Annotated in this window: 16 protein-coding genes; 6 read left to right on the top strand and 10 right to left on the bottom strand. The window is 44.6% G+C overall.

Going from position 1 to position 19,634, the window contains the following annotated elements; all coding sequences use genetic code 11:
- Positions 1-152 precede the first annotated feature (152 nt).
- From ACL9RM_RS16690 to ACL9RM_RS16710, 5 genes are read right to left on the bottom strand one after another with little or no spacing between them, the layout of a single operon-like run.
- Positions 153-896, bottom strand: coding sequence for an alpha/beta hydrolase (locus tag ACL9RM_RS16690; RefSeq protein WP_250266705.1), 744 nt, complete (start codon positions 894-896; stop codon positions 153-155).
- 33 nt (positions 897-929) lie between these two features.
- Positions 930-1,910, bottom strand: coding sequence for a siderophore ABC transporter substrate-binding protein (locus tag ACL9RM_RS16695; protein ID WP_250266706.1), 981 nt, complete (start codon positions 1,908-1,910; stop codon positions 930-932).
- A gap of 12 nt (positions 1,911-1,922) precedes the next feature.
- Positions 1,923-2,681, bottom strand: coding sequence for an ABC transporter ATP-binding protein (locus tag ACL9RM_RS16700; protein WP_250266707.1), 759 nt, complete (start codon positions 2,679-2,681; stop codon positions 1,923-1,925).
- On the bottom strand, positions 2,675-3,625 hold the full coding sequence (locus tag ACL9RM_RS16705) for an iron chelate uptake ABC transporter family permease subunit (RefSeq protein ID WP_209940458.1): 951 nt from the start codon (positions 3,623-3,625) through the stop codon (positions 2,675-2,677). The genes ACL9RM_RS16700 and ACL9RM_RS16705 overlap by 7 nt, the downstream gene beginning before the upstream one ends.
- A complete protein-coding gene (locus ACL9RM_RS16710; protein WP_129550005.1) occupies positions 3,615-4,568 on the bottom strand; it encodes an ABC transporter permease in 954 nt (317 codons plus the stop codon). The genes ACL9RM_RS16705 and ACL9RM_RS16710 overlap by 11 nt, the downstream gene beginning before the upstream one ends.
- 324 nt (positions 4,569-4,892) lie before the next feature.
- Between ACL9RM_RS16710 and ACL9RM_RS16715 the strand changes: the two genes are divergently transcribed.
- The 4 genes from ACL9RM_RS16715 to ACL9RM_RS16730 all read left to right on the top strand — a co-directional run bounded on the left by ACL9RM_RS16715 (position 4,893) and on the right by ACL9RM_RS16730 (position 9,812).
- The gene (locus ACL9RM_RS16715; RefSeq protein WP_250268965.1) at positions 4,893-5,570 is read left to right on the top strand and encodes a response regulator transcription factor; all 678 of its coding nucleotides are present in this window, start codon (positions 4,893-4,895) and stop codon (positions 5,568-5,570) included.
- A 1-nt stretch (position 5,571) separates the two neighbouring features.
- Positions 5,572-6,489, top strand: coding sequence for a sensor histidine kinase (locus tag ACL9RM_RS16720; protein ID WP_250266708.1), 918 nt, complete (start codon positions 5,572-5,574; stop codon positions 6,487-6,489).
- A 108-nt stretch (positions 6,490-6,597) separates the two neighbouring features.
- Positions 6,598-7,275, top strand: a complete 678-nt coding sequence (locus ACL9RM_RS16725) for an ABC transporter ATP-binding protein (RefSeq protein ID WP_250266709.1) — start codon at positions 6,598-6,600, stop codon at positions 7,273-7,275.
- Complete coding sequence (locus tag ACL9RM_RS16730) at positions 7,272-9,812, top strand: ABC transporter permease (protein ID WP_250266710.1); 2,541 nt, start codon at positions 7,272-7,274, stop codon at positions 9,810-9,812. The genes ACL9RM_RS16725 and ACL9RM_RS16730 overlap by 4 nt, the downstream gene beginning before the upstream one ends.
- Before the next feature lie 111 nt (positions 9,813-9,923).
- Here the strand turns inward: ACL9RM_RS16730 and ACL9RM_RS16735 are convergent, their stop codons facing one another.
- Positions 9,924-10,454, bottom strand: a complete 531-nt coding sequence (locus ACL9RM_RS16735; RefSeq protein ID WP_250266711.1) for a GNAT family N-acetyltransferase — start codon at positions 10,452-10,454, stop codon at positions 9,924-9,926.
- Positions 10,455-10,716: 262 nt separating this feature from the next.
- Between ACL9RM_RS16735 and ACL9RM_RS16740 the strand changes: the two genes are divergently transcribed.
- Positions 10,717-11,688 carry a ring-cleaving dioxygenase gene (locus ACL9RM_RS16740; RefSeq protein WP_061828937.1) on the top strand — a complete coding sequence of 324 codons (972 nt, stop codon included), beginning with the start codon at positions 10,717-10,719 and terminating at the stop codon, positions 11,686-11,688.
- An 89-nt stretch (positions 11,689-11,777) separates the two neighbouring features.
- Here the strand turns inward: ACL9RM_RS16740 and ACL9RM_RS16745 are convergent, their stop codons facing one another.
- The 4 genes from ACL9RM_RS16745 to ACL9RM_RS16760 form a co-directional block, all read right to left on the bottom strand.
- On the bottom strand, positions 11,778-13,475 hold the full coding sequence (locus ACL9RM_RS16745) for a M3 family oligoendopeptidase (RefSeq protein ID WP_053326125.1): 1,698 nt from the start codon (positions 13,473-13,475) through the stop codon (positions 11,778-11,780).
- Positions 13,476-13,712: 237 nt separating this feature from the next.
- Entirely contained in the window at positions 13,713-14,522 is an 810-nt protein-coding gene (thiD, locus tag ACL9RM_RS16750; RefSeq protein ID WP_250266712.1) for a bifunctional hydroxymethylpyrimidine kinase/phosphomethylpyrimidine kinase, read from the bottom strand.
- A 197-nt stretch (positions 14,523-14,719) separates the two neighbouring features.
- On the bottom strand, positions 14,720-16,126 hold the full coding sequence (locus tag ACL9RM_RS16755; RefSeq protein WP_165179296.1) for a DNA-binding protein: 1,407 nt from the start codon (positions 16,124-16,126) through the stop codon (positions 14,720-14,722).
- Between the two features lie 246 nt (positions 16,127-16,372).
- Complete coding sequence (locus ACL9RM_RS16760; protein ID WP_250266713.1) at positions 16,373-18,283, bottom strand: bifunctional 2',3'-cyclic-nucleotide 2'-phosphodiesterase/3'-nucleotidase; 1,911 nt, start codon at positions 18,281-18,283, stop codon at positions 16,373-16,375.
- 257 nt (positions 18,284-18,540) lie between these two features.
- On the opposite strand from ACL9RM_RS16760, the gene ACL9RM_RS16765 reads away from it, so the two are divergent.
- Complete coding sequence (locus tag ACL9RM_RS16765) at positions 18,541-19,509, top strand: phosphate/phosphite/phosphonate ABC transporter substrate-binding protein (protein ID WP_250260388.1); 969 nt, start codon at positions 18,541-18,543, stop codon at positions 19,507-19,509.
- Positions 19,510-19,634: the final 125 nt, after the last annotated feature.

The following is a 19,634-nucleotide window of genomic DNA, read 5'->3' on the forward strand; positions in this document are numbered from 1 at the left end:
CTCCCCTCACTTCCAACAACGTATAACTTTAAATTTTTAATATTTCTCTATTATACGAAAAAAATATACAAAAAAAACAACCCCAAAGACATAGAGACTCCACGCTCTCCAATCCTTTGAAGTTGTTGTATGAGATTCGTATTCCATTCATGCTATCCGAACAGCCATTGGACGGCCTTAGGAAGTTGACGCTGAAAACAATCCACACGATGCACCGCATCCTGATCCAACTCAAGAAGCACATCTTTTGCGTCAAGTCCCTGTGTCCGCAGCACCTCGTGTGCCTGAAGAGTCAGCGGAACCATATCTTTTTGTACATTCGTCTTCCCTTCACCTTCACGGGTCCCGACAGATATATACAAGCGATGTGTCCCATCCCTCACAGTTGCACAAGATGCAGATTGCATATAATCAATCATACCCGGATACCAATACGAGCCTGAGATGGAACCGACGCGTCCGAATACATCCTTATACTTGAATACGGCATACATGGAAATTAATCCGCCCAATGAGGCGCCAATGATCCCCGTATGCTCCGATCCAGTGCGCACTGGATATCTTGCCTCGACGTACGGCATTACTTTTGTAACCACAAACGCCAGATAGGCATCTCCACCACCGCCAAAAGCAGGTCTTCCTTCTACTAAAGCAGCTGCCTTCCAAGGCGTGTAATCATCCAGTCGATTTACGGGATCAATACCTACCAGCACCACACGGGGCAACTCTCCCGTAGAAAAACCTCTTTCCAGCTCATCCAACCCGCTTAGAAATAAAGAGCTGCCATCCTGCACATACAGCACAGGATACAGCTCATTATGATTCATGGAGACGGGAGGTGTATAGACGTGCACAAGGTACCCATCTAATAGAATTTCATCTATATGACCTTTCATCCTACACAGTCCTCCATGATGTGAATGTATTCATTACAGTGCAGCATCCATTTCCTTGATCATTTCAGATACGGATTCCAGACCATTACCTGACAGGTACCAGTAGTTAGGATCAAGGTATACAATATGACCGTTTTTGAACGCATTGGTTTTCTTCACCAGTTCATTCTCCATGGTTTGTTTGCCTGTAACCTGTTCCTTGCCTTCTTCGACCACCACAGCCCCACGGTCAACGACAAAAATATAATCTGGATTTTTTTGCTGTACATATTCAAAAGAAACCTTTTGTCCATGCGTGGATACTTTAATGCCAGGATCTACAGGAGTTACGCCAAAAGCATCATGAATGATACCAAAGCGAGATTGTGAGCCATATGCGCTCAGGCTTCCTTCATTCGTCAGCACGATCAGTCCTTTAGCTTTGCTCGCTACGGCCTTGTCATGTACGGCCTTGATGGAGCTATCAATCGCAGCCAGTTCCTGCTTGGCAGCATCCTCTTTGTCGAAGATTTGACCTAGTGTTTCAACGTTTTTCTTAAAGGAATTGATATAATCCTTGGTGTCTACAGCCATCGAAATGGTCGGTGCAATTTTGCTCAACTCTTTATATGCATCAGCTTGTCTGCCGCCGATGATGATCAGCTCAGGAGACAGATCACTGATTTTCTCGTAATCCGGTTCAAACAGCGTGCCCGCACTTGCATATTTGGAATCTTTAAATTTGCTCAGATACGTAGGAAGATCCTGCTGCGCTACTGCCGCAACGTCAACGCCCAGCTTATCCAGCGTATCCAATGAACCGAAATCAAAGACAACGACATTTTTTGGATTAACTTTGACTTGGACCGGGTTTTCATCCAGTGCGTGTTTGACCGAGATGGTTTTGGATTCCGTTGTTGCAGCAGAAGAGCCGTTTCCAGTCGCTTCCGGTGTTCCCGGAGCTGCTGTGCCACAGGCTGACACAATCAGTACCAATGCAAGCATTAACGTTAAAAACATCATATTTTTCTTCATTTAACATTCCCCCTAAGTGAAATAAACGCAAATTTTATGGTCACCGATCTGTTGAATCGGAATATCCATATCGTACAAATCCTTTAATACCTGACTATCAATCATCTCGTCAGCCGTTCCTTGTTTTAGCAACCTGCCATCCTTCATCCCTACAATATAGTCTGAATAGCAGGAGGCAAAATTAATGTCATGCAACACGACCAGAATCGTTTTGCCGAGATCATTCACCAAACCGCGCAGCGTCTTCATAATCTGAACCGAATGCTTCATATCCAGATTGTTCAACGGCTCATCCAACAGGATGTATTCTGTGTCCTGAGCCAGAATCATGGCAATAAAAGCCCGCTGTCGCTGTCCCCCACTAAGCAAATCAATATGCTTATCTTTCATATCATCCAGTCCCATGTAGGCCATAGACTGCTCCACCATTTTGCGATCCTCGCTGTTCAATCTGCCTTTGGAATACGGAAAACGGCCGAAGCTGACCAGCTCCTTCACGGTTAAGCGAATATTGACATCGTTGGTCTGTTTTAAAATAGATATCTTCCGGGCTAGCTCCTCGCTTTTCGTCAGGCTCACGGCCTGCCCGTCAATGAGGATTTCTCCCTCATCACTGTCAGTCAGGCGACTGATCATCGACAATAAGGTGCTTTTTCCAGCGCCATTAGGGCCAATAAAGGAGGTAATGGTTCCTTTAGGTACAGTGACGGATACCTGATCCACCACATTTTTATTCCCGTAGCGTTTGGTTACGTTTTTGACTTCTACCATGATTTATTCTCCCGCAGCAAAAGGTACAGGAAGTACACCCCCCCGATAAAGTTAATAATGACGCTGACCGTTGTCGATAAGTCGAATACTCTTTCTGCCAGCAGTTGGCACCCTGCCAATGCAATGACGCTAACACAGATAGAGGCCGGAATAATATAACGGTGCTGATAGGTTTTCATCACCTGATAAGCCACATTGGCCACAATTAATCCGAGAAATGTAATCGGCCCGACAAGCGCTGTAGAAATGGAAATGAGAATCGCTACGATTACCAGTAGCCTTTTAATGATAAAACCATAAGGAAGACCCAGGTTAATCGCATGCTCCCGTCCCAGCGACAGCACGTCCAGATACTTGATGAATCTCCACGCATAAGCGAATACGAGAACAAGAATGAATACAGAAAGCCACAATAGCTCGGTATTTACGTTACTGAAGCTAGCAAAGCTCTTGTCCTGGATTTTCGCAAATTCGTTTGGATCAATCAGTACCTCCATAAAGGTAGATAAACTGTTAAACAGCGTGCCGAACACCAGACCAATCAGCAAAAGTACATAAATCCCGCGTCCATCTTTGCGGAAAATTAATTTGTATAGCAGTCCTGCGAAAAGCACCATCAGCCCCACCGATATCAAAAAGTTCAATTCTTTGCTGGTCGAAATGAAAGGGACGGAACCAAATGCAAAAATAATCGTCGTCTGAATCAGCATATACAGTGAATCCAGTCCGATAATACCGGGAGTCAAAATCTTATTATTCGTAACCGTCTGGAAAATAACGGTTGCAAAAGCAATGGAGCCACCTGTCAGAATGAAGGCTGCGATCTTTTTTAATCGTCGTGGCAGCGCGTAATGCCAGGTATGCGGAAGATCTATAAACACGAAAGCAGCAATCAACACAAGCGCGGCAGCGGCTAATATTCCGATTTTTAATTTAGGATTCATAAGCCCTTCTCCTCAGCAGCAAATACAAGAACAACGCGCTCCCGATCACACCAACCGTAAGCCCTACAGAAATTTCATACGGATAAATGATCACCCGTCCCAAAATGTCGCAAAACAGCACAAAGACGGCGCCCAGGATCGCTGTATGAGCCAGACTTTTTTTCAGATTATCCCCCATATACATGCTGACCAGATTGGGTACAACCAGCCCCAAAAAGGGAATCGTCCCGACCGTTAAGATGACAACAGAGGAAACCAAAGCCACGATCACCAAACCGACATTGACGGTGCGCTTGTAATGTACACCCAAGTTGGCCGCAAAATCCTCACCCATGCCTGCAATTGTAAAACGATTCGCATATATGTACGCCAACGCAACCAAAGGAACACTAAGATATAGCATCTCGTAGCGACCACTCATGATTAGAGAAAAATCCCCCTGCATCCACGAAGAAATTCCCTGGATCAGATTGTATTTGTAAGCAAAAAAGGTCGTTACCGAATTTAAAATGCCTCCAAACATCAAACCGACAAGCGGGATAAATACCGGGTCCTTGAAACGGATTTTATCCAGTATTTTCATGAAAATCAGTGTTCCCCCTAGAGCAAATCCAAAAGCCGTCAGCATCTTCGTCCAAAATCCTGCCGCTCCAAACACCATAATAGCCATCAGCACACCCAATCGTGCCGCATCCATCGTCCCTGCGGTGGTGGGCGATACAAATCGGTTCCGGGTAAGCTGCTGCATGATCAATCCACAGATACTCATACTCGCCCCTGCGATAATGATACTGATCAATCGTGGGAATCTGCTAATCAGGAGTACCTGCGCCTGATCGTTGGTTAAGTGGAACAAATCAAGTGGAGTTACATCATGAACACCAATAAAAACCGAGGCGAAGGCCAGTACCAGAAAAGCCAGTATTAAATAACGTAATTTCATCTCTAACTAAGGGAGCCTGTCCAATAACTTGTACCAAGCTTCGGCCCTGTCCTCCCCTCCAATAATGATAATCATTATCAAAAATCAACTAGCATAAATTATATCAGTGATATTGTATCTGTCAAATTTTTTGCAATGAATAAACCATGTCAAAAAAGTGTTAGCAAAACCTGAATAGTCTAAAGAGCAAATGAGCAAATAAGAGCAATATCCTGTAAAATAGAGGCGGAAGATTTTGGGGCCCTCTTTTTCTATTTTACTGTAAGCAGTTCTTGGAATTCGGGATTCATTAACTTGATGAATCAAAAAAACAGGAGGAAAATGATGAATCACATACTAATCGTCGAGGACGATATCGCCTTGAGTAACGGTATTGTTCTTGCTCTTAAAGAACCTAACAACGTATTTACACAAACGTATGACATAGCTACTGCAAAAGAACAGTTGAATGTTACTGCCTTTGACCTAGTGATTCTTGATGTAAATTTGCCGGATGGAAGTGGACTCGACCTTTTAACCCATATACGTAAAACAAAAGCTTTCCCAGTCATTGTTCTGACTGCGAATGATATGGAAACAGATGTCGTCACTGGTTTTGAGCTGGGTGCTGACGACTATATCACCAAACCTTTCAGTCTTATGGTACTGAGAGCGAGGGTTGGTGTTCAGCTAAAGAAATCCGGATACTCGCTTACAGACTCCATTCAGCTAGGAAATTTTTCTTTCTCATTTGAAAGGATGGAATTTATTAGAAATGATACACCTATTGAACTAAGTAAAACAGAGCAAAAATTGTTGCGCATTCTAATCAACAATCGAGGAAATACCGTTTCACGCGATCATTTGATAGACAGCATCTGGACTGACGGTGCTGAATATGTAGGTGAAAATGCCTTGTCAGTTACGATAAAAAGGCTACGTGACAAGCTCGAGGATCATCCTTCTTCCCCACAATATATTAAAACGGTGTATGGGCTGGGCTACACATGGGCGTTGAAATGAGATGACGACATTCCTATATATATGTATTGGAATTGCCGTCGCTGCTGTATGCACTGCTATGTGTGCTATTATGCTGTATCGCAGGAGCATCCAAAAAACAATGAAAACTATTGAGAACATGCTGGATGCTGCGCTAAATGGCAGCTTCTCGGAGGATGTCTTTGATGAATCCGTTCTTTCTTCAATAGAAGCTAAATTTGTGAGATTTCTTTCCATTTGTTCCGTGTCCTCCAAAAATCTGCTTGCTGAAAAGAATAAAATAAATGAGCTGATTTCCGATATTTCACACCAAACGAAAACACCATTGGCCAACATCCTGCTTTATTCCCAACTACTTAGCGAATACGAACTATCACAGGATACCTCCACTTGTGTGAAAGCTCTATCTGCTCAGGCCGAAAAGCTTAACTTTCTGATCCAGGCATTGTTAAAAACATCGCGGCTTGAAACGGGGATTATCACGGTAGCGCCAAGACGAGAATCTGTTCAAAAGCTCCTTGATGCTGCACTGGAGCAAATAACGCCAAAGGCAAATGCCAAAGGGATTCCAGTTGTTAGGGAGGACACCGTTATTCATGCTTATTTTGACCTAAAGTGGACGAGTGAAGCTGTCTATAACATTATGGATAACGCCATAAAATATACAGAGACAGGCGGAAGCGTAATTATAAAAGTGATGGCTTATGAATTGTTTTGCCGAATTGATATCACTGACAACGGCATAGGGATTGCAGAAGAAGAACAAGGTAAAATCTTTACCCGCTTTTATCGCTCCCCTACTGTTAACTCGCAGGAGGGTGTAGGTATTGGACTGTTTTTAGCTAGAGAAATCATCGCTGCGGAGGGTGGTTACATCAAGGTAAGGTCATGCTACGGCAGTGGCTCCACCTTCTCGATTTTTCTTTCTATGGATACTTAATTCTTTCAATACCGTTAGATTTCAGAAAGATTGTAGAAAGATCAGTGTGTTAATGTCTGTACTGTAGATGACTACGATACAGACATTTTTTTGTGGAGGAGAACGTATATGGCTCTATTGAAAACTCAGGCATTAAAAAAACATTATGGAAACGGAGATACTGCTGTTCATGCCTTAGACGGTGTGAATCTGGAGGTGGAAAGCGGTGAATTTGTCGCTATTGTTGGTACGTCCGGGAGCGGCAAATCTACCCTTCTCCATATGCTGGGTGGACTTGATCGTCCGACAAGTGGAAACGTTACGATTGACGGCAAAGATATTTCTACATTAAAAGACGAAGAATTGACTATTTTTCGTAGACGAAAGATTGGCTTTGTTTTTCAAAATTACAACCTGGTGCCCGTTTTGAATGTCTACGAGAATATTGTGCTTCCTATTGAACTGGATGGTAAAGAGCCAGACAAAACCCACATAGATAAAATAGTACATACCTTGGGCCTTAACCACAAAATGAATAATCTGCCAAACAATCTTTCCGGTGGACAACAGCAACGTGTAGCTATTGCCAGAGCACTGGCAGCCAAGCCCGCCATTATCTTGGCAGATGAACCCACTGGAAACCTGGACAGTAAAACCAGTCTGGATGTGATGGGATTAATCAAAGTATCCAGCCAGCAGTTCCGCCAAACGATAGTGATGATTACCCACAACGAGGAAATCGCGCAAATGGCAGACCGGATCATCCGGATTGAGGACGGTAAAATAGTTGGCGGTGAAGGCAAATGATCAAGGTAAAGAACAAAAAAGTAATCCGCAAGCTGGCAGATAAGAGCTTCAAAGTAAACAAAGCCCGTAACCTCATTGCTATTGTTGCCATAGCACTAACCTCATTGCTATTTACAACACTGTTCACTATGGGGCTTGGCGCTGTGGAAAGCTTACAACGGGCGACCATGCGACAGGCCGGTGGAGATGGTCATGCCATACTTAAATATATAACAGATGACGAATTTAATCATGTCAAGGATCATCCGTTGATCAAGGAAATAGCTTATAACCGTATATTAAGCGATCGAGTTATGAACGATAAATTTCTAAAACGCCATACGGAGTTCTGGTATTACGACGATGTAGGGATGAAGCTTGGTTTTATTAACCTTAAAGAGGGGCGTAAGCCTGCAGCGGAAAATGAAGTAATTGCAGACTCCAAGACGTTGCAGCTATTGGGTGTTCCACTGGAGGTTGGAGCACCTTTGAGGCTAAAGCTTGACATACGGGGTAAAGAAGTACAGCGTGATTTTATCCTATCCGGCTGGTGGAAAAGCGATCCTGTGTTTAATGCAGGACAAATATTGGCCTCCAGATCCTATGTGGATGCTCATGCCAAGGAATTACAAAGCAACTATAAAAAGGATCATTTCTATGCTGGCACCATTAGTGCATATATGATGTTCGACAATAGCTTTGATTTGCGGGGAAAGCTCAGTAAAGTGATTACCGAAAGCGGGTACTCGCTTGACGAAGATGCACCAAACTATATCGTGAATAATGTAAATTGGTCATATATATCGACCAATTTTAGTATGGATTCGGGAACAATCATTGCACTTACTTCCGCCCTAATACTGATTGTATTTACCGGCTATTTGATCATCTATAACATTTTTCAAATATCGGTGATGCGAGATATTCGTTTTTATGGTCTTTTAAAGACGATCGGCACAAGCGGCAAGCAGATCCGCCGGATCATTCGCAGACAGGCGTTAGTTCTTTCAGTGATAGGAATCCCATTTGGATTAATAGCAGGTTTTTTTGTTGGTAAATCGTTTGTTCCTTTTATTATGAATATGACTGTGTATAACGGTACCGAAATCTCGGTATCCCCTAACCCATGGATTTTTGTCGGATCTTCTCTGTTCGCGCTCATAACCGTAATCATTAGCACCTTTAAGCCAGGCAGAATTGCGGCAGCTGTTTCGCCAGTTGAGGCAGTAAGATATACAGACGGAAATACCAAGGGCGGCCGTAAGCTGAAAAACTCCACTGAAGGGGCTAAAATGATCCACATGGCTCGCTCCAACTTGGGGCGCAATACAAAGCGTACCGTGTTGGTAGTCATCAGTCTTTCGTTGAGCCTTGTACTTCTTAACACGGCCTTCACCCTGTCTCAGAGCATTGATATGAGTAAGTTTGTATCCAAATTCAACGACACTGACTTTCTCATTGCTCATGCTGAATATTTTCATAGCCCCTATTTTAGTGGCCCTGAAAATGAGACCTCCGAGAGCTTTATTCAGGCTGTACAGACACAGCCCGGCTTTGAAGAAGGCGGTCGTTTGTACGGCGGCAAATTAGTACTTACTGTCGAGAATGGAAAAGACACCAATGAGCACGATGTAACTGACTCTCGCGGCAACTTCACAGCGACAGTGTATGGGCTGGAGGATTTACCACTGCACCAATTGCAATTGTTAGACGGTGAGCTTGACTTTGAGAAGCTGGCTTCCGGTAAGTATATATTGGAAGGGGTAAATTTAGATGACCATGACATCCCCCATATGGAAGAAGCTCTATATAAGGTGGGTGAAAAGGTCACGCTTCACAGTTATATGGGAGTAGCAGAAGCTCCGCTGGATAAAGAGTATACTACGCATGAATTCACAGTGCTTGGTCATGTTGCAATTAAATATGCGACCAATTCTGATCGCCTTTCAGATAAGTATAACTTTTATCTTCCGGCGAATATTTACAAGCCGCTTGCGGAGCAGCCTGCTGTGATGAGCTATGCCTTTAATGTATCCCCTGATCAGGAAGAGGCCATGGAGAGCTTTTTAAAAAGTTACACCGAAACTACAGAGCCAGTAATGAACTACACATCCAAATTTACTTCAATGAATGAGTTTTCCGGTATGCAAAACACCATCATGATGATCGGTGGCACGCTCAGTCTGATTATCGGCCTAATTGGTATCCTCAACTTTGTAAACGCAATTCTAACGAGTATATTGACACGGCGTCAGGAGTTTGCCATGCTGCAAAGTATCGGCATGACCAAAAAGCAATTGCGGGGTATGCTGATCTATGAAGGGCTATATTATGTTCTCGGCACCGCCCTATCCTCCATTTTATTAGGGATCATATTCTCTATTTCAATTGTGAAACCCCTAAGCAGTATGATGTGGTTTTTGAGCTATCACTTTATAATCTGGCCACTTCTAGCCTTATTGCCTGTACTATTATTGCTGGGGATACTTATTCCAGTAGCAGTCTATTCTATGAACAACAAACAAAGTATTGTGGAGCGACTTCGAGAATCAGAGTAGATGCACCTAAAAATAAGAAAGTAAAATACCCATACGCGTCAAAAAAGATGACTCCTGATCCATTCAGAAGTCATCTTTTTATGCTTAGTAAGGCCTTATTTTACAGAATACCTATAACCTCCACTCTTCCCGTAGAAGCCCCATTCGGATCGAATCATAATACTCTCCATTATAATATCTGCACTTGCGAAGCTTGGCTTCGAGGGTCATGCCCAGCTTCTCCCCCACCTTCATCATCCGATGGTTTCCTGACCAGGTTGTAAAGCCTACTCTTACTAGAGGTAATGTATTAAACAAATGCGTGATCCACAGTCGAAGCGCCCTCGTACCATAACCACCGCTCCAATACTGCGAATCAAAGATACCTATCCCCATTTCAAGCCATTGAGAAGGCTGATGCTCCCAATAGTAGCTCACCGATCCAATGATCTTGCCTTCCACTTCAATGATCCAAAAGTCATCTTGTCCGATTCGCTTTTCCTTCTCTTTTAAATAATCATCCAAAGAAAGTGGCTTATGTTCATAATAAGGTGCATCCCACTGCTTCCATTCCGGTGCTTCTTCCTTGTAAGTTAATGTCCAAAGGGCATGCAGGTCTTCTTCTGTAACAGGCCTAATCGTTAAATCCTTATCCGTATACATCGAGTACACTCCTTTTATAATAAAATTCATTCTATCTACTTTGAGCTATATTGAGCTTCATTGTATCTGCTTTTGCATTATTTCGAATTCAATTTTTGTCCATCATGAAACTGTATTGTGGCAAGATCGCAATTCATGTTGACAAACAATCAAAAATAATATATCTTAATATAAAGATAATAAATATAAAGAAAAATTTACGACGACGGTTTATTTTGTTTAGAAAAAACCTAATCATATAAAAACCAAGGAGGATAATGACATGAAACTATTAGGATTACATCACGTTTCGGCGATTACAGCGGCAGCGGCTAAAAATGTTGATTTTTATACTCAGGTAATGGGACTTCGGTTGATCAAGAAAACGGTGAACCAAGATGATGTTAGTGTGTATCACCTTTTTTACGGAGATGAGCGTGGAACTGCGGGTACCGAAGTCACTTTCTTTGAAATTCCACATGCGGGACAAACTCGTACAGGAAATAATAGCATTTCAGCTCTCTCCCTACGGGTACCAAATGACAAGGCACTGGATTACTGGAAAAACCGCTTCGAGCAGCTGGATGTAAAACATGGTGAAATTACGGATCAAGCAGGACGCCTGGCGCTTTCGTTTGAGGATTTTGAAGGACAACGCTTCTTCCTCGTTTCAGATGAGCATGATCATGGAATGCGCGGCGGCACGCCTTGGGAGAAAAGCCCTGTCCCTGCCGAATACGGCATTGTAGGACTTGGGCCGGTTCATCTGACTATTCCCAAAGCGGAGAATACCATTCTTATTCTTGAACAGGTTATGGGCTTCCGCAAAAAGGGCTCCTATCCTTCTCCTGTTGCTGGACAACCGGATGTGGTCATCTATGAAACGGGTGAAGGCGGTACAGGAACCGAAGTTCATCTGGAAGAGCGCAACGATCTGCCACAAGAGCGACCAGGACGCGGCAGTGTGCACCATGTAGCTTTCCGTGTTGAAACCGAGGAAGAGCTCAAACAATGGGTAGACCGTATTGGGCAGCTGCAAATTTCCAACTCAGGCTTTGTAGATCGCTTTTACTTCCGTTCATTGTATTTCCGTGAGCCGAACGGCATTCTGTTTGAATTGGCAACCGATGGACCCGGCTTTGATACGGATGAAGAACTCGAGTTTCTGGGTGAATCGCTGGCTTTACCGCCATTTTTGGAATCGCGCCGCGCATCTATTGAAGCCAATCTCAAACCGCTTAACACCAAACATTAATTGAAGTTTCATTTACACAAAAGGGCATTCCGCTATCTGCAAGCTTTTCAGCTTTGACAGGTAAGCGAAATGCCCTTTTTTAGTTATGTTTACAGCTTTTTATCATCCACACTGTTCAGCCATGCTTCGATTTCTCCGATTACAGAGGCGATACATCCATCTTGGAACGGCGAGATCAATCCAGCCAGCTCAACCAATCCGGTAAAGGATCGACTTCCCCCAGCACGGCACAGCTTCAAATAATCTTCCCACGCCGCTGTCCGGTCGATACTCATGCGTTTCCAGAATTGGAACGCGCACAGTTGCGCGAGTGTATAGTCAATATAGTAGAACGGGGATTGAAAAATATGACCCTGTTTGTGCCAAAACCCGCCCTGCTCCAGATACTCGTTGCCTTCATAATCCAGATGCGGTTTATACTTACGTTCAATGGAGCGCCATGCGCTTTTACGTTCGGCTGGGGTCCAGTCTGGGTGTTCATATACGGCATGCTGGAATTCGTCCACGGCTACGCCGTAAGGTACGAACAGCAACGATGAAGATAGATGTTCAAAGTGATACTTGTCCGTATCTTCTTCGAAGAACAGATTCATCCAAGGCCATGCGAAAAACTCCATGCTCATAGAGTGGATCTCAGCCGCCTCCATGGTTGGCCAATGGTACTCAGGAATTTCAAAATGTCGGCTTTCATAGACCTGGAAGGCATGACCTGCTTCATGCGTCAATACGTCGATATCACCGGATGTACCATTGAAATTCGAGAAAATAAACGGCGTGCCATATTCACTCAAAAATGTACAATAGCCTCCGCTTTGCTTGCCCTTTTTGCTGATCAAATCCATCAATCCACGTTCGATCATAAAGCTAAAAAATTCATGTGTTTCCGCTGAAAGTTCCTCATACATACGTGCTCCATTACGAATGATCCACTCCGGGTCACCTTTAGGCGTAGGATTGCCTGACAGGAAGTTGAAGCCCTCGTCATAATAGCGAAGCTGATCTACTCCGATCCGTTCGCGCTGCCGCTCCTTCAGCTTGGTTGCCAGAGGAACGATGTGCTTCAGCACCTGCTCGCGGAAATTGGCTACCATTTCGGCATTGTAATCTGTACGTCCCAAGCGGGCATAGCCCAATTCTACGAAGTTGTCATAGCCCAACTTGTGTGCCATGCGCGTGCGTACCTTCACCAGTTCATCATAAATCCGGTCCAGCTCGTCCTCATGCTCACTCATAAATTGATATTTAGCCTCGGAGGCCTGTTTGCGCGTCTCCCGGTTGGTAGCCATTTCAAAAGGCAGGAGCTGCGACAATGTGCGTTCTTCTCCCTCGAACGGGATCTTCGCTGAAGCAATCAATTGAGCATATTCCGAGGTCAGCTTATTTTCCTGCTGTAAATCCTCAATAATATCCGGATGGAACGACTTGAGTGCTACCTCGGCAATACTGAAAAGCTGGCTGCCCCATTGACTCTCCAACTCGGTTCGGAATGGAGAATCCACCAATGCCCGGTAGTAATCGGTTACATACTCCTGAATAACCGGCATGAAATCATCAGCATACTCTTGCTCCGCTTTGTAAAAGGCATCCTCCGTATTAATAGAGTGCCGAACTTCCACCAATTGCAATTGTGTTTCCACATTACTGCGCAGCTTGTTAATCGCATGAATCACTTCATTTTGACGTTCTACGCTGTCTGCTTCACGAAACTGCTGCAACAGCGTTTTAAACCGCTGTTCAATTTCAGGTTGCTCTGGTCGACTGTAAGCCATTTGGCTGAATAATGTCATTGCTTCGGTTCCTCCTTAAATGTAATAAATCTGATGCCTATTATACAGTACGATTAGACCAAACTGGAAGCTGCAATTCCAAAAAAATACAACCTCAAAAGCCGCAATACTATGTATTGCGGCTTTTGAGCCTCATCTAACTCTATATATCAAAAAAGTCATGATCTAAAACAATCTAATATATATTCAGCCTGATGGAGATTTATAAGTCTTTCTAAGATCGCAGACCTTCATGCTTTATTGATTTTGCAAACGATGTGCCGCATGCAGGGTCGGACCGACGAATTCATTCAGCTTGAAGCTACCTTTAATGGCCTGTGTAATAAATCTCTTGGCCTGATCCACTGCTTCACGTACAGTCAGCCCTTGAGCCAAACCAGCCGTTACCGCTGCCGAAGTGGTGCAGCCTGCACCGTGGGTAAAGTTTGTTTTTACAACATCGGCTTCAAACCAGTCAAAAGTGATTCCGTCATATAGCAGATCCATCGCTTTACCTGCGCGAATTTTGCCACGGTCCTTGATCAGTACATGCTTAGCTCCACGCTCATGGATAATCGCAGCCGCTTCCTGCATCTGCTCCAGTGTCGTGATCGGTCCATTCTTCGCCAGTTGCGAAGCCTCGAACAAGTTCGGTGTTACCAGGTCAGCGCCAGGAATCAACAATTCCAGCATCGCCTCTGTATTTTCCGGCTGAAGCACTTCATCCGTGCCTTTGCAGACCATAACCGGGTCAATTACGATCCGCTTCAGATCATGCTTTTTCAAATGGCTGGCTACCAGCTCGATAATTTCAACAGAACCAAGCATACCGGTTTTCATCGCATCAAAACCGATACCTTCCAATACAGTACGCAGCTGCGCTTCTACCACATCCAACGCAACAGGATATACAAGATGATCCCAGGTTTTAGGACCCATCGCTACTACGGTTGTCAATACGGTCATGCCATATACGCCAAGCTCCTGAAAGGTTTTCAGGTCTGCCTGAATACCCGCTCCACCGCTTGTGTCGGAGCCCGCTATCGTTAATGTTTTGGGAATCGTCATTTGTACATGCTCTCCTTCACTTTCTGTGCTGCATTTATCCTAATCCCGCTTGCGAAACTTGTCAACGCGCAAAACGGTCCTCTCTATGTTAAAAGTCACAAGCGACAGCAGCAGCTAAAAAACGAGAACATCCCCTTTTGAAACAGGAACATCCTCGCAATAACGTGTTATATGAAGAATTCGAAAGAAATTTGGAATTATAAATATCCACCGGTACTGTGATCATAGGCATGATTCTTTTCATTTGCACGTACGCCCAGACACAGACTCTGATACAGCTGCTGCTGTTCCGGTGTAGCAAAATTCCGATGCTGCTCAAATAAAGCCATACAACCAATGATATGTTCGGTATAGCTATTATCAACAGACAGTTGCAAGCAATGCAGTATTTGTCCCACTCCCTCGGGGTAATCGCCTTTTCGGAAATAATATTCCGCATACACCTTACAAAAGGATGCAAAGCGAAATGCATTAAAGTGCTTGCGATAATGAGTGTCCCATCGTTCCGGTGCAAGCTCCCAGAAGCTCTTGAGTTGCTGACTAAACAGTCCCAGTTCGGCATCCACGAAATAACCGAACCGGTTCGCCGATTCGAGCAAGGTGTTCAAGCCTTCCAGTGTCTCATCCGGATGCTCACGCAGGTAAGTAATATATTCATAGATTGCAGAAGTGTTGCCCATTTTAATTTCAATACAAAGTCGGTTGCCCTGTGCATATACACGATGTAGGTTGACCACTTTCCAGCCTTCTTCGTCTAAACCCTCAAACCAGCTCAAATCTGCATAACCCTCAATCCATTGCTTGGATTCCTCATATCTGCCCTGAAACTCATAGCAGCTGGCCTTGAGCAGATGCCCCTGAGCATAGTAATAAACGAGCGGTTTAAGCAGCTCCAGGTGCTCATCTCCAAAACGGTTCCGATTGCGATACAATGCCTGCGCCAGCTCTCTTAACTCGTCCGCATACATTTCCATCTCGGACCATTGCATTTTTAAAGCAAACACTTGAGATAGCATATGTAAGCCTTCCAGTGCGTAAATTTCCGGTAGACGACTACGGTACAAATGGAATTGTACAGCAGCCTTCAAGTTCCGTTGGTTATCCTTAATCTGAATCTGGAATATACGGAAATAGCTGATCGCCAACCGTTCAGAGTGGGTATACTTCTCACTCTCGATGACACAATCATACAGAAGCATAGCGGCTTCATGTCTGCCATCCTCAAACATCGCTTCTGCGGTCTCAAAAATAGCAGGAACGTTCGATAAATCGTCCATCAAATAGCCAAGTACACTGCGTATACACTCCAGCTTGTTCAACTCTGAGCAACGTAGGAGAAACGGACGCAACCTCCTCCAGTGTGGTAAGGAATGAATAAAACATTCATCCACATACATCTCGAACAAAGATCCTTCTTCCAATCCCATGGCCTCGGTAATCAGATCAAGCTGATTGACTGAGATAGGCCGTGGTGGGTTCCGATTAAGTATACCGCTAAGTGTACCCGGATTTACCTTGGAAGCATCTGCAAAACATTGCATTGAAATGCCTTCACTTTGAATATACTTTTCTATTTCTGCGCGGATCGTGGTGTTTTTTTCCAAAGGGACACCCCCTCAAACGAATGATGGTGACTTTTTCATTACCTTTTAAACCAAAATTTGTTTAATCAAAGTATATGTCTATTTATACGAGAGGTCAATAACTTTAAACACGACTCAGGACATATAAAATCACGAATTTTGTACGATTTTAAAACTGTTTTATGAAAAAAGACCGTCCTCTGCGGGACAGTCTATTTCTATTATTTTGATGCTGTGGACTTATAGGACAAAAACTAGTCAGTAGTTCTACCGTGAACGTGCGAAATCGATGGCAAACTTAGCATATCCCTCTACTGTTAACCCTTCATAAAGCAACTCCGAATAGGCATTAGCGGCATCCGTTGCTTGCGGCGAGGTCAGGAACGTCACATGCGGACGCCCCGACCATGGGGCGAGGGACCAATGGCCGTCAGCTTTTGGCGTTAACGTCTTCATATGCCGCACGTATTCGGTCAGCACATGACGGTTCTCATCCGGTGAAGCAAGTATAATTCGCTCTCCACCCGGATTGACCAGCGCAGAGGAAAACGCGCGATAGTTATTCGTAACAACCAGATAATTTCGCTGCATATCCATCGGTTCGCCATCAAAAGACATCTGAATGATTCTGTGTGCATCTGGGTCCTTTAGACCCCCGTCAGCATCATATCTGGCTGGCTGTGTTACATCAATTTGATACCTGATGCCGTCGATGATATCGAAATTAAAGCTTGGAAAGTCAGAATTAATCAGCTCTTGCTCTTGTTCTGCTGAAGGATCAATTTGCCGGAATTGTCCAGCAGACCACTCCAGCCATTCCCGGATTTCCGTTCCGCTCAGTCGAACGACATGCAGCGTATTCGGAAAATTGTACAGATCGGCGATATGCTTGATCGCCAACGTCCCCGCCGGAATATGGGTATAGTATGATGGGCCATATCTGCCGCCTGTTTTAAAAGGAGCTGCTGCCGACAGAACGGGCAATCCTTCGTACTCGCTCCCTTGCATCTGCTGCTTCACATACCACATTTGCGCATCATTCACGAGCTGAACCGAAGCATCATCCATCACCTGAGCAAAAAAGCTGCTCACCGCCACCGTCGTCTGACCTACAGGTGCACGAATATACTCCAATGTTCCGGCGTGCTCTTCTGCTACCGCCAGCTGAATGGCAGTATCCGGTTGTACCAGCGCCTCCTTGCGTATCGGATCATACACCGGGCGTACCTCGGCAGCAGATGCAGCCACTTGCCACTTCCCTCCACTAAAGGCCAGCTCCAGATCAATGATACCCAGATGATCCCCCCAAAAACCCGGTTCCACTGCTGGAATATCGTGGATGGTACCTCGCTCTAGATCAACACCTGTTTTCCCCATAAACGAAGGTCCGGGAAATACTTTATGGGCATGACCAAACACAATGGCATCGATCCCTTCCACCCTGCTCAGATGCAGCACTGCATTTTCCATATCAAGCGTTTCGGGAATATCCTCTAAGCCTGCATGGGGCATAGCAATGATCAGATCGGCTCCCGCTGCCTTCATTTCTGGAATAAACCGTCTTGCCGTTTCCAGCATATCTTTGACAATGATTTTTCCCTCCAGCCACGCCTTGTCCCATTGCATAATTTGCGGAGGGACAAAGCCGATGACCCCCACCTTCAACAGATGCTTACCGCCTGCTTCATCCTCTACCGTCTTATCCAGCAATAGATAAGGTGTAAAGTAATTTCGTTCTTGTTCTCCTGCTATATAAATGTTGGCATTCACATAAGGAAATTGCGCTCCTTGAAGGCAAGTCTGCAAGTATTCCAGTCCATAGTTAAATTCATGATTCCCGATATTACCTGCCTCATATCCAAGCAGATTCATGGCTTTATAGGCGGGATGCACCGCGCTTGGGTCCTGTTGGATTCGCTGTACAGCATAATCTCCCATTGGATTCCCCTGAATCACATCTCCGTTATCCAGCAGCAGGTGATTGTGCACCTCCGCCCGGGCTATTTGAATCAAGCTGGCTGTTTGCGCCAGACCGTAATGCAGCGTTTCCTGATCCGTATAATAATCGTAATTCCACAAACTGACATGCAAATCGGTTGTAACTATAATGCGGAATTTCACTCTCACAAGGCTTACATTGTCTTGGTCTGCCTTTTCGTTAATATCCAAAATATCCACTCTTGTTCTCTCCCTCAGCTTCGGTCATAGAGCTTGAACAAGTCTAACAGAGCACTGTTAAGAGAATGTTAAAATAAACATTTCGCATAAATCCAGAAAACGGTTTTTACCATACGATAAATTTTACATCATTTTTACCAAAGTCAGGAGTGGTTTTAACCCTAGCTGTGGGACTAGCTGTTAAGATTTGGTTTGTCACAGCATTTACAGGTTTTTAATTTTATTTTCGTTATTACTATGTTTAGGGGGAAATTATTTTGTTTAAAAAAGCACTGACCTTGTGCATGACCTTCACACTGGCAGCGGGCCTAGCCGCTTGTGGCTCCAATGCAAGCAATAACAACAGCGCGTCCACTCCGGGTACAGATGGCTCTAAAAACGAAAGCACAGCCTATGTTCCTAAGGAGTTAAAGGTACAGTTCGTTCCTTCTCAAAATGCAGATACGCTCGAAGCCAAAGCCAAACCGCTCGAAAATCTACTGGGTGACAAGCTTGGAATCCCGGTGAAAGTAACGGTATCTCCTGACTACAATACAATTGTGGAAGCCATGTCTTCCAAGCAGGTCGATGTAGGATTCCTTCCGCCGAATGCTTATGTACTGGCCCACGATAACCGTAAAGCAGCCGATTTGCTGTTGCAAGCTCAACGTTACGGCATTGAAGATGCTACAGGCAAGGACACGACTGAAAAAGTAAACTTTTATAAAGCAATGATCGTGGTGAAAAAGGATTCTCCGATTCAAAGCCTAGCTGATCTGAAAGGCAAGAAGGTTGGCTGGCAAAATGTAACCTCCTCCGCAGGCTACGTGTACCCTGCAGCAGAACTGAAAAAAGCTGGCGTGGACCCGGACACGGATGTGCAGGGTGTGACAATCAAAGGCCACGATGCTGCTATTCTGGCGTTGCTGAACGGTCAAGTTGATGCGGTAGCTGTTTTCCAGGATGCACGTAACACGGTGAAGAAGGAAATCCCGGATGTATTTGAAAAAACTCGCGTCATTCATTACACAGCTAAAATTCCAAATGACACCGTCAGCGTACGTTCTGATATGGATCAAGCGTGGAGAGACAAGATCAGCCAAGCCTTTATTGACATTGCCAAAGACCCTACAGGCGGCGAGATCATTAAAGAAATTTACACCCATGTAGGTTATGAAAAGGGTGACGATAAAAACTTCGACTCCGTGCGTGAATACGCCGAAGCCGTTGGCCAAGCGGTTAAGTAATCGGAGCAAACAAGGTACTGTAATGAAGTAACAGCTACGAAACAGGCTTTACGAATGACAGGGCAGCACCGTCCATGTATTCATGGCGGTGTTGTTTTCATTCCACCCCATCGGGGGAGAAAGTT

The sequence above is a fragment of the Paenibacillus sp. S29 genome (assembly GCF_049319765.1).
Lineage (GTDB): Bacteria > Bacillota > Bacilli > Paenibacillales > Paenibacillaceae > Paenibacillus > Paenibacillus polymyxa_B.